The organism is Pseudomonas sp. TE3644 (assembly GCF_056278815.1).
This window is the reverse complement of the sequence record NZ_JBWBQF010000001.1, coordinates 7039464-7055294: the sequence shown is the minus strand read 5'-3', so window position 1 is coordinate 7055294 and position 15831 is coordinate 7039464. Positions and strand designations below refer to the sequence as shown.

Genomic DNA, 15831 nt, shown 5'->3' with positions numbered 1-15831 from the left:
AAACCCTCTGTAGCAGTGGCCGCCAGGCCGCGTCGGGTGCATCGCGGCCAACCACGGACGGTGTAGGAGCCGGCCTTGGCCGCGATGCAGACGACGCGGTTCAGAACGGTTGCAATCAGGCCTGTACGCGCTCGGGGAAGAACAGGCGCTGCAGCTCATCACCCGGGCTCTCGGCACGCATGAACGCCTCACCCACCAGGAACGAATACACTTCGCTGATTTCCATCAGTTCCACATCGGCACGGTTGAGGATGCCGCTCTCGGTCACCACCAGGCGCTCACGCGGGATCAGCGGCAGCAGGTCCAGGGTGTTTTCCAGGCTGACTTCGAAGTTGTGCAGGTTGCGGTTGTTCACACCCAGCAACGGCGACTTCAGGTGCTTGAGTGCGCGCTCCAGCTCCTCACCGTTGTGCACTTCGATCAGCACGTCCAGGCCCACGCCAAAGGCAGCGGCTTCCAGCTCGGCCATCTTCACGTCGTCCAGCGCCGCCACGATCAGCAGCACGCAGTCGGCACCCAGGGCACGCGACTCGACGATCTGGTACGGGTCGACCATGAAATCCTTGCGGATCACCGGCAGGCTGCACGCGGCGCGCGCTTGCTGCAGGTAGGCGTCAGCACCCTGGAAGTAGTCGATGTCGGTGAGTACCGACAGGCAGGTCGCCCCGCCCTTCTCGTAGCTCTGCGCGATGTCGGCAGGCACGAAGTGCTCGCGGATCACGCCCTTGCTCGGCGAAGCCTTCTTGATTTCGGCAATCACCGCCGGCTGCTTGGTGGCGGCCTGGTCGATCAGTGCCTTGGCGAAACCACGCGGGGCATCGGCGGCAGCGGCCAGGCGCTCAAGCTCGGCGAAGCTGACGCGTTGCAGGCGTTCGGCAACTTCCTCAGCCTTGCGCGCCAGAATCTTTTCCAGAACCGTCGGCACACTCATCCTTCATTCTCCTGCTTGAATACGGCGGTAAAGGCGCCCAGCTCTTCGAGTTTTTCGCGGGCCAGCCCGGTGTGCAGCGCGTCGTGGGCCAAGGCCACGCCTTCTTTCAGGGAAGAGGCGTGGTCTGCGGCATACAGGGCAGCGCCGGCATTGAGGATGATCATCTCGGCGGCCTTCTGGCCGTTTTCGGTTTTGCGCTTGCCCAGGGCATCGCGGATCAGTTCCAGGGACGCCTGCGGGCTTTCCACCGACAGGCCGTGCAGGCTCTGGCTCTTGATGCCCAGGTCTTCGGGCTCCACCCAATACTCGGTGATTTCCCCCCTCCTCAGCTCCGCCACGTAGGTGGGTGCTGCCAGGCTGAACTCGTCCAGCCCGTCCTTGGAATGCACCACCAACACGTGCTTGCTGCCAAGACGGTGCAACACTTCGGCCAACGGGCGGCACAGGGCGCGGTTGAACACGCCGACCACCTGGTGCTTGACGCCCGCCGGGTTGGTCAGCGGGCCGACCATATTGAACAGGGTGCGCAGGCCCAGCTCGCGGCGCGGGCCGGCGGCATGTTTCATGGCACCATGATGGGCCTGGGCAAACATGAAGCCGATGCCCACGCTGTCGATGCAACGCGCTACCTGCACGGGGGTCAGGTTCAGGTACACACCGGCGGTTTCCAGCAGGTCGGCACTGCCGCTCTTGCCCGATACCGCGCGGTTGCCGTGTTTGGCCACGGTGCAGCCGGCCGCCGCGATGACAAACGACGAGGCGGTGGACACGTTGAAGATGTTGGCGCCGTCGCCGCCAGTACCGACGATGTCGACCACGCCGTCCAGGGTCTTGAGTTCAACCGTGTGTGCCAGCTCGCGCATCACCGAGACGGCGCCGACGATCTCGTCGATGCTCTCGCTCTTCATGCGCATGCCCATCAGAAAGGCGCCGATCTGCGCCTCGGTGCACTGCCCGGTCATGATGTCGCGCATTACGTCGCGCATCTCATCGGTGGTCAGATCCAGCTGACCGACGATGCGGTTCAGGGCGTTCTTGATATCCATGATGGCTCCTTAGCCCTGACGAGTGCCGCCGGTCTGCTTGAGAAAGTTGGCGAACAGCTCGTGGCCCTGCTCGGAGAGAATCGACTCGGGGTGGAACTGCACGCCTTCGACGTTCAGCGTCTTGTGGCGCAGGCCCATGATCTCGTCCACCGAACCGTCATCGTTGGCGGTCCAGGCGGTCAGCTCCAGGCAGTCGGGCAAGGTTTCACGCTTGACCACCAGCGAGTGATAGCGGGTGACGGTCAGCGGGTGGTTCAGCCCTTCGAACACACCTTTGTCTTCGTGTACCAGTGGGCTGGTCTTGCCGTGCATGGCCACGCGGGCGCGCACCACGTCACCGCCGAAGGCCTGGCCGATGGACTGGTGGCCCAGGCATACGCCCAGGATCGGCAGCTTGCCGGCAAAGTGCAGGATGGCCTCGATGGAGATACCCGCCTCGCTCGGCGTGCACGGGCCAGGCGATACCACGATGCGTTCGGGGTTCATGGCCTCGATGTCGGCGATGCTCACCTCGTCGTTGCGCACCACCTTCACGTCCGCGCCCAGCTCACCGAGGTACTGCACGACGTTGTAGGTAAAAGAGTCGTAATTGTCGATCATCAGCAACATGGTCTGCTTCCTCAGGCGTCTTTCGGGGAGGTTTGTTCGGCCAGCGCCACAGCGCGGAACATTGCGCGGCGCTTGTTCAGGGTTTCCTCCCACTCCAGGGCCGGCACCGAGTCGGCGACGATACCCGCCCCCGCCTGTACGTGCAGTTCACCGCCCTTGATCACGGCCGTGCGAATGGCAATGGCCGTATCCATGTTGCCGTTCCAGGCAAAGTAGCCCACCGCGCCGCCATACACGCCGCGTTTGACCGGCTCCAGCTCATCGATGATTTCCATGGCGCGAATCTTCGGCGCCCCGGACAAGGTACCGGCCGGCAGGATGGCGCGCAGGGCGTCCATGGCGGTCAGGCCGCTTTTCAACTGGCCGGTGACGTTCGACACGATGTGCATCACATTGGAATAACGCTCGATCACCATCCTCTCGGTGAGCTTCACCGAACCGATCTCGGACACGCGCCCGGTATCGTTGCGGCCCAGGTCGATGAGCATCAGGTGTTCGGCCAACTCCTTCTTGTCGCTGAGCAGGTCCTGCTCCAGCGCCAGGTCGGCCTCTTCGTTGGCACCGCGTGGGCGGGTACCGGCGATGGGGCGCACGGTGATTTCGTTGTCTTCCACCCGCACCAGCACTTCCGGCGAGCTGCCCACCACGTGGAAATCGCCAAAGTTGAAGAAGTACATGTACGGGGTCGGGTTGAAGCAGCGCAGCGCCCGGTACAGATCGATGGGCGCGGCCTTGAAGGCAATGGACATGCGCTGGGACGGCACCACCTGCATGCAGTCGCCGGCCAGGATGTACTCCTTGATGGTGTCGACACCACGTTCGAAGTCTTCCTGGGTGAAGCTGGAACGGAATTCAGGCTCGGCCGCGGGCGGACGGTCGAGCTCCAGGCCACGACGCGGGGTAATCGGCTGGCGCAGCTTTTCCATCAACTCATCGAGTTGCGCCTGGCCTTGCTCGAACGCATCGGCCTGGGCCGGGTCGGCCAGCACGATGGCGTGCATCTTGCCCGCCAGGTTGTCGAACACCACCACGGCATCGGACACCATCAGCAGGATGTCAGGCACGCCGATAGGGTCGGGATTGGGGCACTTGCCCAAGCGTTTCTCGACATAGCGCACGCAGTCGTAACCGAAATAACCCACCAGGCCACCGTTGAAGCGCGGCAGGCCGGGGATGGTCGGTACGTTGTAGCGGGCCTTGAAGGTCTCGACGAAATCCAGCGGGTCTTCGACGTGGTCATGACGCTCCACTTCGACACCGTCACGGGTAATGATCACTTGGTGGTCATGCACGCGCAGCACGGTGCGGCACGGCAGGCCGATGATCGAATAGCGGCCCCACTTCTCGCCGCCCTGCACCGACTCCAGCAAGTAGGAGTTGGGCGCGTCGGCCAGTTTCAGGTAGATCGACAGCGGGGTGTCGAAGTCAGCCAGGGTTTCGCGGGCAAGCGGAATGCGGTTGTAGCCGGCAGCGGCCAAGCGCAGGAATTCTTCGCGGATCATGATCAGCCTCGTGGCATGAGGGACTAACGGTCAGGTATGCAAACGCGCCGGCAGGGCCGGCCAGGTAAAAGTCAGGCGCGCCAACGCCAACGGGCCAGGGCCTTGATGACTTTCATCCAGAGTTTGCGAGTGACCACCACGATGGAATCTCTGCGAGAAGGAGGTGTGATAGCCCCCAACGTTATCTCAGCCGCCGGATCTAAGCAACTGATCAGCCCGCTTAGATTGTCGATAACCATTGCCGGGGACTCCTCGGCGATGGGCCGGCCATGGTTGTAGCCGTAGCTCAAGGCCACGCAGGGTACGCCGGCGGCCTTGGCGGCCAGCACGTCGCTGCGCGAATCGCCGACAAACAGCGAGTCGGCCGGCGAGGCCCCGGCCATCTTCATCACGAACAGCAGCGCCGCAGGGTCGGGCTTCTGCTGGGGCAGCGTGTCACCGCCGATGATCCACTTGAAGAAACGCCCCAGCTTGAGTTCATCCAGCAGGGGCGCCACGAATTGTTCCGGCTTGTTGGTGATCAGCGCCATCTCCACGCCGCGCTTCTGCAGCCATTTCAGGCTTTCGCGCACGCCGGGGTAGACGGTGGTCAGCTCATGGCCGCTGGCGTAGGCGTCCATGAACAGCGCCAGCGCCTCGTCGGTCTGGGCCTCGCCCACGGCCGCGTGGTCCATGCCACCGGCCAGGCCGCGGCGCACCAGCACCCGGGCGCCGTTGCCGACGTAGGTGCGGGCGGCCTCAAGGCCGGCCGGGGCACGGCCCAGCTTGAGCAGCGTAGTGTCCAGGGCGGCTGCCAGGTCCGGGACGGAATCGATCAGGGTACCGTCCAGATCGAACATCACCAGGCGTGGCAGCTTGCCCGGAAACAGCTGCTCGAAGCCGCTCATGAACGGGCCAGCGCCAATTCGGAGCGCATCTTGTCGATGACTTCCTTGTAGTTCGGCGCGTTGAAGATCGCCGAGCCGGCCACGAAGGTGTCGGCGCCAGCGGCGGCGATTTCGCGGATGTTGTTGACGTTGACGCCGCCGTCGATTTCCAGGCGGATATCACGGCCACTGGCGTCGATCAGCGCGCGGGCTTCGCGCAGCTTGTCGAGGGTGCCAGGGATGAACTTCTGGCCGCCGAAGCCTGGGTTGACGCTCATCAGCAAGATCATGTCGACCTTGTCCATCACGTACTTGAGCACGTCCAGGGGCGTGGCCGGGTTGAACACCAGGCCGGCCTTGCAGCCGCCGTCACGGATCAGTTGCAGGGAACGATCGACGTGCAGGGTGGCTTCCGGGTGGAAGGTGATGAAGCTGGCACCGGCCTCGGCAAAGTCGCCGATGATGCGGTCCACAGGGCTGACCATCAGGTGCGCGTCGATGGGTGCGGTGATGCCGTACTTGCGCAACGCGGCGCAGACCATCGGGCCGATGGTGAGGTTGGGGACGTAATGGTTGTCCATGACATCGAAGTGGACGATGTCGGCGCCAGCGGCCAAGACATTGTCGACTTCCTCGCCCAGACGGGCGAAATCTGCGGAGAGGATGGACGGAGCAATTGCAAAGGGCTGCATGACGCACCTTTCTGGGCTGGAATCACGGTGGCGCGCATTGTACATCAGCCGAAGGGGATGGGGTTGGCCGCTGGGTAATGTCCAGGACTGTAGCCGCTGCCGTCAGGCTGCGCTGGCCCTCCCACTGCACTGGAGATATGCAGTGAAGGTCAGGGCCAGCGCAGCCTGGCGGCAGCGGCTACAGGTCAATAGGCGCTTCGGTAGATCTGCTCGATATCCTTGGCGCTGAGCTTGCGCGGATTGTTGCGCATCAGGCGATCAATCCCGCAGGCCTCCTTCGCCATCTCAGGAATCGCCTCTTCCGGCACGCCAAAACTGCGCATCCCCTTGGGTATCTCTACCGCCGCACACAGTTGCACCATGGCCTGCACCGCCGCATCGGCTGCGTCCTGATCCGACAACGCGCCCACCTGCAACCCCATCGCCACGGCAATATCGCGAAACCGCTCCATGCACGCCAGCTTGTTCCACGCCATCACATACGGCAGCAACAAGGCATTGCTCACCCCATGGGCGATATTGAACTGCCCACCCAGCGGATACGCCAACGCATGCACCGCCCCCACCCCGGCATTGCCGAAAGCCATGCCGGCCATCAGGCTCGCCGTGGCCATGTCTTCGCGCGCTTGCAGGTTCTGGGGGTTGGCATAGGCCTTGGGCAACGCCCGCACGATCAGCTTGATGGCACCCAGCGCCAGCGAATCGGTGATGGGCGAGGCATTGACCGAGATATACGATTCGATGGCATGCACCAAGGCATCCACCCCACTGGCCGCCGTGACGCTGCGCGGGCAGGTCAGGGTCATCTGCGGGCTGACCAGCGCCACGTCGGGCAGCAGGAAATCACTGACGATACCTTTCTTGAGGTGCGCAGCCTTGTCGGAAAGGATCGCCACGTTGGTCACCTCCGACCCCGTGCCGGCCGTGGTCGGGATGGCAATCAGCGGCGGCCCCTTGCGCTTGACCAGCCCCACGCCGAACAGCGCCGCCAGCGGCCCGTCATGCCCGGCATATGCGGCGACGCTCTTGGCGATATCGATGGCGCTGCCGCCCCCTACCCCGATCAGGCCGTCATGGCCGCCGTCACGGTAGGCCTGCATGCAATCCTCGACAATCGCGATCTCGGGCTCGGGTTGCACCCTATCGAAGATCCCATGGCGGCGCCCGCCCAGTTGCGCCAGCGCCAGGGCGACGGTGCCGGACTGCACCAGGATGGCGTCGGTGACGATCAGCGGGTTATGCACATCGAGGCGGGTGAGTTCGCCATCCAGTTGCTCGATGGCGCCAGCGCCGGTGAGCAGGCGGTTGGCGATCTTGAAGGCAGAGAGGGTCATGAAGGCGGCCTGTTTCCGGACATGGGCTGCATTCAGACTAGCCAACATCCCCGGCCAACCAAGCATCATTGGCCGGGGTGATGGTGCGGGATCAGGCCTGGGCGGTACGCAGTTTCTCGCTGCGGCCCCGCAGCCATTCCAGGGTGAGCAGCAGCACGACAGAGAATGCGATCAGCAAGGTGGCGGCCGCAGCAATGGTGGGGCTGAGGTTTTCGCGGATGCCGCTGAACATCTGCCGGGGCAGCGTCGCCTGCTCGGGGCCGGCCAGGAACAGCGTCACCACCACCTCGTCGAACGAGGTGGCGAAGGCAAACAGCGCCCCGCTGATCACCCCGGGGGCGATCAACGGCAAGGTCACCCGGCGGAACGCAGTGATCGGCGAAGCCCCCAAACTGGCGGCAGCGCGCACCAGGTTGTGGTTGAAGCCCTGCAGGGTTGCCGACACGGTGATGATCACGAAAGGCACGCCCAGCACCGCGTGCACCACAATCAGCGAGGTGAAGCTGTTGCCCAGGCCCAGCGGGGCAAAGAACAGGTAGCTGGCCACGCCGATGATCACCACTGGCACCACCATCGGCGAGATCACCAGGGCCATCACCAGCGACTTGCCGGGAAAGTCGCCGCGGGTCAGGCCGATGGCCGCCAGCGTGCCGAACACCATGGCCAGCACCGTGGCCGCCGGGGCCACGATGATGCTGTTGGTGAGCGCGCGCATCCACTCGGGCGAAGCAAAGAAGTCCTGGTACCAGTGCAGCGAGAAACCCTGCAACGGGTACACCAGGAAGCTGCCGGCGTTGAACGACAGCGGCACGATGACCAGCACCGGCAATATCAGGAACAGCAGGATCAGACCGCACAGGATGCGCAGGCTGTAGAACCACACCCGCTCGATGGGCGACATGTAAGGGCTCAGCATTTTCTATTCTCCTCAGCTCAGGCGCAGGCGGCTGGCGCCGACCAGTTTGCTGTACACCAGGTACAGCAGCACGGTGGCCAGCAACAGCAGGCCGCCCAGCGCAGTGGCCATGCCCCAGTTGATGCTGGTGTTGGTATAGAAAGCCACGAAGTAGCTGACCATCTGATCGTTGGGGCTGCCGAGCAGCGCCGGGGTGATGTAGTAGCCGATGGCCAGGATGAACACCAGCAGGCAACCCGCGCCCACCCCCGCATAGGTTTGCGGGAAGTACACGCGCCAGAAGCTGGCGAACGGGTGGCAGCCCAGGGAAATGGCCGCACGCATGTAAGTGGGCGAAATACCCTTCATCACGCTGTAGATGGGCAGAATCATGAACGGCAGCAGGATATGCACCATGGAGATGTACACACCGGTGCGGTTGAACACCAGCTCCAAAGGTTTATCGATGATGCCCATGGCCATCAGCGCGCTGTTGATCAGCCCGCCCGATTGCAGCAGCACGATCCACGCCGCCACCCGCACCAGGATCGAGGTCCAGAACGGCAGTAGCACCATGATCATCAGCAGGTTGCTCTGCCGCGCGGGCAGGTTGGCCAGCAGGTAAGCCAGTGGATAGGCCAGCAGCAGGCAGATGACGGTGATTACCAGGCCCATCCAGAAGGTGCGGGCAAAGATATCCAGGTAAATGGCCTGGTCCGGGGTGGCCGGGGCCACTTCGCCCAGGTCGTCGATACGGTGATCAACGGCGGCGAGCAGGTAAAAGGGGGTGACACTGCTGGTGTTGCGGCGTATCGCCTGCCAGTAGGCAGGGTCGCCCCAGCGTTCGTCGAGGGTTTGCATGGCTTCTTTATAAGAAGCCGGCTCAGGCGTGAACGGCAGCGCCCGGGCGGTTTTCGACAGCAGGCTGCGGTAGCCGGCCAGTTCCATGTTCAAGCGCTTGGACAGATCACCCAGGGTTTGCTGCTTGCGCGCTTCCACCAGGTCTTCGCTCAACGCCTTGTAAACGCCTTCATCGGGCAGGCTCTTGCCGTCCCAGGCTTTCACTGCAGCGACAGTACGCGGCAGGCCTTCGACCACTTCCGGGTTGCCGACGCTTTTGTACAACAGCGCAGCGATGGGCACCAGGAACACCAGCAGCAAGAACAGCACCAGCGGCGCGATCAATGCCTGCGCCTTCAGGCGGTTAAGCCGTTCGGCCCGGGCCAGGCGCTGTTTCAGGTTAGGGCTGGCGACCTCTTTGAGGGGCACTGCAAGGGCCATGGTCAACTCCGCGAATCTTTGAACGGAAGGCGCGCTACCCGCAGGTAGCGCGCCGCCTGCTTGGGCTTACTTGGCAGCCCAGGCGTTGAAGCGTTGTTCCAGTTGCTCGCCGTTGTCAGCCCAGAAGCCGACGTCGATCTGCACCTGGTTGGCGATGTTTTCCGGGGTGGTCGGCATGTCCTTGAGGATGGCCTTGTCCAGCAGCGGCACCGCCTGGCTGTTGGCCGGGCCGTAGGCGATGTTTTCCGAGAAGGTCTTCTGCTGCTCAGGCTTGACGGAGTAAGCGATGAACTTCTTCGCTTCTTCGGCGTTCTTCGCGCCCTTCGGAATGGCCCAGGCGTCGAAGTCGTAGACCCCGCCGTTCCACACCACTTTCAGGTTGCTCTCTTTCTGCACGGCGGCGATGCGGCCGTTGTAGGCCGAGCTCATGACCACGTCACCCGAGGCCAGGTACTGTGGCGGCTGGGCACCGGCTTCCCACCACTGGATGCTTGGCTTGAGCTCGTCGAGCTTATTGAAGGCGCGGTCCTGGCCTTCCTTGGTGCCCAGCACTTTGTAGACGTCCTTGGGCGCAACGCCGTCGGCCATCAAAGCGAACTCCAGGGTGTACTTGGCGCCTTTGCGCAGGCCGCGCTTGCCCGGGAATTTCTTCACGTCCCAGAAATCGGCCCAGCTGGTAGGCGCGGTCTTGAGTTTGTCAGCGTTGTAGGCCAGCACCGTGGACCACACGAAGAAGCCCACGCCGCATGGCTGGATGGCGCCCTTGACGTAGTCGGACTCTTTGCCGAAAAGCGCCGGGTCCAATTGCTCGAACATGCCCTCGTCACAGCCACGGGCCAGTTCCGGCGATTCCACCTCTACCAGGTCCCAGGACACGCTCTTGGTGTCGACCATGGCTTTGACCTTGGCCATCTCGCCGTTGTATTCGCCGGCGACGATCTTGCCTTGCCCGGACTTTTCCCACGGCTGGTAAAACGCCTTCTCCTGGGCCGCCTTGTTGGCGCCACCAAAGGAAACCAAGGTCAGGTCCGCCGCCATGGCCTGGGTTGCGCCCATCAGGCCCAGGGCCAGGGCGGTGAACTTCAAGTGCTTGAGCATTTGTTCTTCTCTCCACAGTGCAGGGTTGGTGTTGCTTTGGGCGATCGGGTTCGCCTCTAGTCGACTAACAACGGGTCCAGCGCACGCGCGTGCTCGACCTGCCAGCCGAGCGGTACCACATCGCCCACGGCCAGTGCCGGATCGAGATCGGCAATTGGCTGCTTCACGAAGAAATCCGACTTGCCGCACACCTCCAGACGCACGCGCACGTGGTCGCCCAGGTAGATGAACTCGGCAACCCGGCCAGAGAATCGGTTGCTGCACTGCTCGCTGTGGCCATTGAGGAACACCCGCTCCGGGCGGATCGACAGGGTGACCGGGTCACCCGGCTCGCCCACATTGACGGCCAGCGCCTCGATCTTCTCGCCACGCTCAAGGCCGACGATGCAGCGCTCGCCGTCCTGAGTAATCAGCCGGCCGCTGAGGCGGTTGTTCTCGCCGATGAAGTTGGCCACGAAGGTGTTTTTCGGCTCTTCGTACAGGGTGCGCGGCGGGGCGATCTGCTGGATCTCGCCCTGGTGGAACACCGCCACGCGGTCGGACATGGTCAGCGCCTCGCCCTGGTCGTGGGTGACGTACACCACGGTCACGCCCAGGCGCTGGTGCAGGTGCTTGATTTCCATTTGCATGTGTTCACGCAGTTGCTTGTCCAGCGCGCCCAGCGGTTCGTCCATCAGCACCAGCTGCGGCTCGAACACCAGCGCCCGGGCCAGGGCCACGCGCTGTTGCTGGCCGCCGGACAGTTGCGCGGGGTAGCGTTGGGCGAACTTGCCCAGTTGCACCATGTCCAGCACGCGCTTCACGCGCTCGCCGACGTCGGTCTTGCTCAGGCCGCGCACCGTCAGCGGGAACGCCAGGTTCTCGGCCACGGTCATGTGCGGGAACAGCGCGTAGTTCTGGAACACCATGCCGATGTCGCGCTTGTGCGGCGGCACGTTGTTGATCGAGCGCCCGGCCAGCAGGATCTCGCCGGCGGTGGGTGCTTCGAAGCCGGCCAGCATCATCAGGCTGGTGGTCTTGCCCGACCCGGAGGGCCCGAGCAAGGTCAGGAACTCGCCCTTGCGAATATCCAGGTTGAGGTCTTTGACGATCAGCACTTCACCGTCGTAGCTCTTTTGCACGCCACGAAAGCTGACCAGCACATCGCTCGAATTCACCTCGCTCATACCCCACGCCCTATGTTTATGACTGCAGTGCATTAAGCCTAGTGAAGGCTGCAGGCCACGCAAATCGGGGGCTGGGAGAGAATGGCATCAGCCGGATGGAAGGCTTGGGGTAGGGATTGCCCTACACGGGTGGCGGGGATGGGTATGTTTTTTGGGCGGGGGCTGGAAACGGGGGGCGCCTGTTGTCGCAAATGGATAACTCAACCCTGTGGGACCGGGCGAAGCTCGGGAAATGGCCTACGCGGAATTCCAGGTATACCGCGTCGGCCTCTTCCCGAGCTTCGCCCGGTCCCACAGGGAGGGGGAGCAGATCAGGTCAGACCAGCTTATGCTCCATGGCGTATTTCACCAGTTCGGCCAGGGAGGTGACGTTGAGCTTTTGCATCAAGCGCGCCTTGTGGGTGCTGATGGTCTTGCTGCTCAGCGCCAATTGCTGGGCGATGTCGTTGACGTTGGCGCCCTGGGCCAGGCGCTCGAACACCGAAAACTCACGCTCCGACAGCTGTGAATGCAAAGGCCTGGAATCGGTCAGCCCCACTTCAAACACCATGCGGTCGGCCAGGTCCGGGTCGATGTAGCGTCCGCCATTGGCCACCCGACGAATGGCGGTCAGCAGCAGCGCCGGATCACTGTCCTTGGTCGCGTAACCTGCGGCACCCACCTTCAATGCCCGCGCGGCCATCTGCGCCTCGTCGTGCATGGACAGCACCAGGATGGCCGGCGGGCTGGTCAGCGCCCGAATGCGCGGGATGGCTTCCAGGCCATTCACCCCGGGCATGGAGATATCCAGCAGCACCACCTCGCACGGCGTATGCCGCAAAGTCTCCAGCAACTGCTCGCCATTACTGGCCTCGCCGACCACCACCAGGTCCCTGGCCAGGCCGATCAGCTGCTTGATGCCTTCACGCACAATGGTGTGGTCTTCGGCCACTAATACCCGGATCACTGCCCTACCCCTGCCGTTGAACGCTCATGAACTGGAATGCGAACCCGCAGGGTGGTGCCCTGCCCCGGCTCGCTGTGCAACTGCAATACCCCGCCCAGCATCAGCACGCGCTCGCGCATGCCCACCAGCCCAAATGATGTGGAGGGACCTGCGCCCACCACGAAACCGCGGCCATCGTCGGCGATGCTCATCACCAGCCAATCCTCTTCGACTTCCAGGGCGATGTCGACAGTATGCGCCTGGGCGTGGCGCATGACGTTGGTCAATGCCTCCTGCAGGATGCGAAACAGGCCAGTAGCCTTGGCGTCGGTGAGGTCCGGAACGTTCTCGGGCACCTGCACCAGGCACGGGATCTGCGTGCGCGCCTCGAAGCGGCGAGCCTGCCACTCGATGGCCGAACCGATGCCCGCATCCAGGATCGGCGGGCGCAACGCCGTGGCCACGTCGCGCACCAGCTGGAATAGCTGGGCAATCAACCGCTTCATGCTGTTGAGGCGGTCCTGCAGGCCGGGGTCGAGGCTGGCGTAGGCCAGTTCGCACATGGACGTTTCCAGTTTCAGTACAGTGAGCATCTGCCCCAGCTCGTCGTGCACCTCGCGGGCGATGCGCGCCTTTTCTTCCTCTCGCACGCTTTCCAGGTGTGCGGACAGTTCACGCAGCAGGTCCTGGGAGCGGGCCAGGGCCAGCTCGGCGTGCTTGCTCTCACTGATGTCCCAGACGATGCCATCCCACACCCGGCCCTGGCCCAGCCCGCGGGACATGGCCTTGATCTCGGCCCAGCGCTCCTGGCCTTCGCGGGTCAGGATGCGGCCCTGCCATGACCAGTCGCTGTCAGTGTCCAGCGCCTGGTCCTGAGTGCGGTGGTAGCTGGCCCGGTCTTGGGGGTGCACCAGATTGCGCAGGCCCATGTCCGGGTGACGCAAGGCAGCAGGCGAATAACCCACCAGGCTTTCGCTGCCTTCGCTGATGTAGGCGAACTCCAGCATACCGCCGGCCTGCAGGCGCTCCAGCCGAAACACCAGGCCGGGCACGTTGGCGGCGATACCTTGCAGCCGTGCCTCGCTTTCCTGCAGGGCGGCCGTGGCCCGGCGCCGCTCGGTGACATCGGTGAGGTACACCACCAGGTATTCGGCATCGTGAAAGCGCAGGAAACTCAGCGACACGTCGGCCGGCAGCCAACTGCCATCGGCGCGCAGGCACTGGCTTTCGAAACTCAGCGGCTCGCCATCACTGGCCCTGGCGCGGCGCCACAGGTTCAGCCAGCGGTCCATGTGCAGGCCCGGCTCGAAATCGATCAATGGCCGGTTCAGCACCCCGCCCGGCCCGTAGCCCAGCATGGCTTCAGCGGCACGGTTGGCATAGCGCACGTGACTGTCCCAGTTCACCCACAGGATGCCCACGGTGCTTTGGTCGATGGAGAACTGGGTCAGGCGCAAGGCCTCCTCGCCGGCCTGACGACGGCTGATGTCCTCGCGCGCGTCCATCAGCCGGCCTTCCAGCCAGTGTTGCTGGCGGCGCTGCCAAAACACGATGGCCGTGGCCGACAGGCCCAGCACGGCGAACAGCAGGCTCAGGTTCTGCCAAAAGCCGGGCGACTCGGTGAGGCGGGGATAGCGCGGCTGCAGCCAGCGGCCGTGCAACTGCTCCAGGTCCTTGGGCGGCACGGCCTGCAAGCCCGCTTCAACGATCTGCGCCAGCACCGGCCAATCACGTCGCGAGGCAATGCGCAGCAGTTGCGGCAGGCCGATGTCGCCCACCACTACCAGATCGGCGAAGTCACTTTCCCCGGACAGCCGTCCCAACTGCGCTTCATCGATGACCGCGTAGCGCGCCTGCTGGCTCAACAGCAACTGCAGGGCCTGGCGCTCCAGGGGCACACCTTGCAGGTTGAGGTTGGCGTAGGTGCTGCGCAGGTAATCGGCCACGGCGCTGGGCATGCGCACGGCGACACGGTCCTTGCTGTCGATTTTTTCCAGGTCTACCGCCACGGCGCCGTTGCGCTCGCCCACCACCAACTGCGGGATACGCATATAGGGGTCGGAGAACAACCATAAGCGCAACCCTGCCGGGGTTTGCACCAGGCCGGGTGCCAGGTCGATCTCGTCATCGCGCAGCGCTTGCTCCAAGGCCGCCTGGTCAGGGAAGTTACGCCAGTGCAGTTCCAGTTGCAGGCTTTTGGCCAGCCAGTTCACCACCTCGACGTTGACCCCGGACAGCTGCTGCAAGCGCCGGTCGTACTGGGCGAACGGCGCCTGCAGCACCACGCCCACACGCAGCTCGCGATGCTGGTCGAGCCAGGCCTGCTGCTCGGGCGTCAGCGTCACGGGCACCGCCCAGGCGATCAAGGGAAACAGCAAACAGCCGATAAGCAGGCAGCACAGTCGAATCATCGCAACTCTCATCACCCATGAACGACGCTATACGTTTGGCGGTTCGGGACAAATACCATTAGGCTGCCAGCACTACCCTGGCGTGGAATATCCGATGTCTTCAATCTACCGCACAACGCTGCCGGCGTTTTGCCTATCGCTGATGTTGCCCATGGCGCTGCCGGCGATGGCCGATGACGCAGCCAAACAACCTGCCACCGAGAAGGCGGCCGAACAGCCCAAAGTGGAACGCCAGCCGCTGCTGGAACGCAGCCAGGAAGATGCCCTGGCCCTGGAACGGCAGTTGCCCCAGGACGAACAGCAACAGTTGCAGGCCGGCAGCGACAGCTTCCTGGCCCTGTGGAAGCCGGCCAACAGCAGCAATGCCGCGGGCGCCGTGGTGATCATCCCCGGCACTGGCGAGACTGCCGACTGGCCCAATGCCATTGCGCCGATCCGCAGCCGCCTGCCCGACGCCAACTGGCACAGCCTGAGCATCAGCCTGCCAGACCTGAGCGCCGATGCGCCGCAGGCACGGGTGGAAGAAAAGCCGCCAGCGCCCAAGGAAGCCGACAGCAAGGCCACGCCGCCAGCCAACCCATCGGTGGAGCAGGCTACCGCGACCGAACCGGACAAGGCCCCGCCGCAAAGCGCGGACGAACTGGCCAAGGCTGACGCCGAGCGCATCTTTGCCCGTATCGACGCTGCCGTGACTTTCGCCCAGCAACAGAAATCCCGCACAGTGGTGCTGCTTGGCCATGGCACGGGTGCCTATTGGGCCGCGCGTTATCTGAAAGAACGCCCACAACCCCATGCTCAGCGCCTGGTGATGGTGGCGCCGATGACACCGACCAATGCCAGCCAGAGCCTGCAGGAACTGGCCCCTGCGCTGAAGGTGCCGACCGCCGACATTTTCTACAACGACACAGTTGCCGCCCAGGATGCAGCACGGGCGCGACTGCAGGCCAGCAAGCGGCTCAAGGACACCGGTTATACGCAGGTGTCTCTGAATGCGATGCCGGGGGACAAAGCGTCGGAGCAGGAACAGTTGTTCCGCCGGGTGCGCGGGTGGCTAAGCCCCAAGCCGGTGGATTGA

The 15831-nt window shown here is 63.9% G+C and carries 14 protein-coding genes; 1 reads left to right on the top strand and 13 read right to left on the bottom strand.

The window, feature by feature from the left end; translation table 11 throughout:
• Nucleotides 1–115: 115 nt before the first annotated feature.
• From trpC to ACZ9GA_RS31435, 13 genes are all read right to left on the bottom strand, one after another.
• Nucleotides 116–931, bottom strand: coding sequence for an indole-3-glycerol phosphate synthase TrpC (gene trpC, locus ACZ9GA_RS31495; protein ID WP_457358184.1), 816 nt, complete (start codon nucleotides 929–931; stop codon nucleotides 116–118).
• Nucleotides 928–1977 carry an anthranilate phosphoribosyltransferase gene (trpD, locus tag ACZ9GA_RS31490; RefSeq protein WP_457358186.1) on the bottom strand — a complete coding sequence of 350 codons (1050 nt, stop codon included), beginning with the start codon at nucleotides 1975–1977 and terminating at the stop codon, nucleotides 928–930. Before trpD ends, trpC begins: the two co-directional genes overlap by 4 nt.
• A 9-nt stretch (nucleotides 1978–1986) precedes the next feature.
• Nucleotides 1987–2586: an aminodeoxychorismate/anthranilate synthase component II gene (locus ACZ9GA_RS31485; RefSeq protein ID WP_457358187.1), complete on the bottom strand. Its 600-nt coding sequence runs from the start codon at nucleotides 2584–2586 to the stop codon at nucleotides 1987–1989.
• Nucleotides 2587–2597: 11 nt separating this feature from the next.
• Complete coding sequence (gene trpE, locus ACZ9GA_RS31480; protein ID WP_457358189.1) at nucleotides 2598–4088, bottom strand: anthranilate synthase component I; 1491 nt, start codon at nucleotides 4086–4088, stop codon at nucleotides 2598–2600.
• A 71-nt stretch (nucleotides 4089–4159) separates the two neighbouring features.
• A complete protein-coding gene (locus tag ACZ9GA_RS31475) occupies nucleotides 4160–4975 on the bottom strand; it encodes a phosphoglycolate phosphatase (RefSeq protein WP_457358191.1) in 816 nt (271 codons plus the stop codon).
• Nucleotides 4972–5646, bottom strand: a complete 675-nt coding sequence (gene rpe, locus ACZ9GA_RS31470) for a ribulose-phosphate 3-epimerase (protein WP_455921971.1) — start codon at nucleotides 5644–5646, stop codon at nucleotides 4972–4974. Before rpe ends, ACZ9GA_RS31475 begins: the two co-directional genes overlap by 4 nt.
• Before the next feature lie 185 nt (nucleotides 5647–5831).
• Nucleotides 5832–6980, bottom strand: coding sequence for an iron-containing alcohol dehydrogenase (locus ACZ9GA_RS31465; protein ID WP_457358193.1), 1149 nt, complete (start codon nucleotides 6978–6980; stop codon nucleotides 5832–5834).
• A gap of 91 nt (nucleotides 6981–7071) precedes the next feature.
• On the bottom strand, nucleotides 7072–7896 hold the full coding sequence (locus ACZ9GA_RS31460) for an ABC transporter permease (RefSeq protein ID WP_027980363.1): 825 nt from the start codon (nucleotides 7894–7896) through the stop codon (nucleotides 7072–7074).
• A 12-nt stretch (nucleotides 7897–7908) separates the two neighbouring features.
• On the bottom strand, nucleotides 7909–9156 hold the full coding sequence (locus ACZ9GA_RS31455; RefSeq protein WP_457358195.1) for an ABC transporter permease: 1248 nt from the start codon (nucleotides 9154–9156) through the stop codon (nucleotides 7909–7911).
• A gap of 66 nt (nucleotides 9157–9222) precedes the next feature.
• Nucleotides 9223–10254 carry an ABC transporter substrate-binding protein gene (locus ACZ9GA_RS31450; protein WP_457358197.1) on the bottom strand — a complete coding sequence of 344 codons (1032 nt, stop codon included), beginning with the start codon at nucleotides 10252–10254 and terminating at the stop codon, nucleotides 9223–9225.
• 56 nt (nucleotides 10255–10310) lie between these two features.
• Nucleotides 10311–11420, bottom strand: a complete 1110-nt coding sequence (locus ACZ9GA_RS31445; RefSeq protein WP_457358199.1) for an ABC transporter ATP-binding protein — start codon at nucleotides 11418–11420, stop codon at nucleotides 10311–10313.
• A gap of 316 nt (nucleotides 11421–11736) precedes the next feature.
• Entirely contained in the window at nucleotides 11737–12366 is a 630-nt protein-coding gene (locus tag ACZ9GA_RS31440) for a response regulator (RefSeq protein ID WP_457358201.1), read from the bottom strand.
• A complete protein-coding gene (locus ACZ9GA_RS31435; protein WP_457358203.1) occupies nucleotides 12363–14756 on the bottom strand; it encodes a PAS domain-containing sensor histidine kinase in 2394 nt (797 codons plus the stop codon). Before ACZ9GA_RS31435 ends, ACZ9GA_RS31440 begins: the two co-directional genes overlap by 4 nt.
• Nucleotides 14757–14850: 94 nt before the next feature.
• Here ACZ9GA_RS31435 and ACZ9GA_RS31430 point away from each other — a divergent pair, with 94 nt between their 5' ends.
• Nucleotides 14851–15831, top strand: a complete 981-nt coding sequence (locus ACZ9GA_RS31430; protein ID WP_457358205.1) for an alpha/beta hydrolase family protein — start codon at nucleotides 14851–14853, stop codon at nucleotides 15829–15831.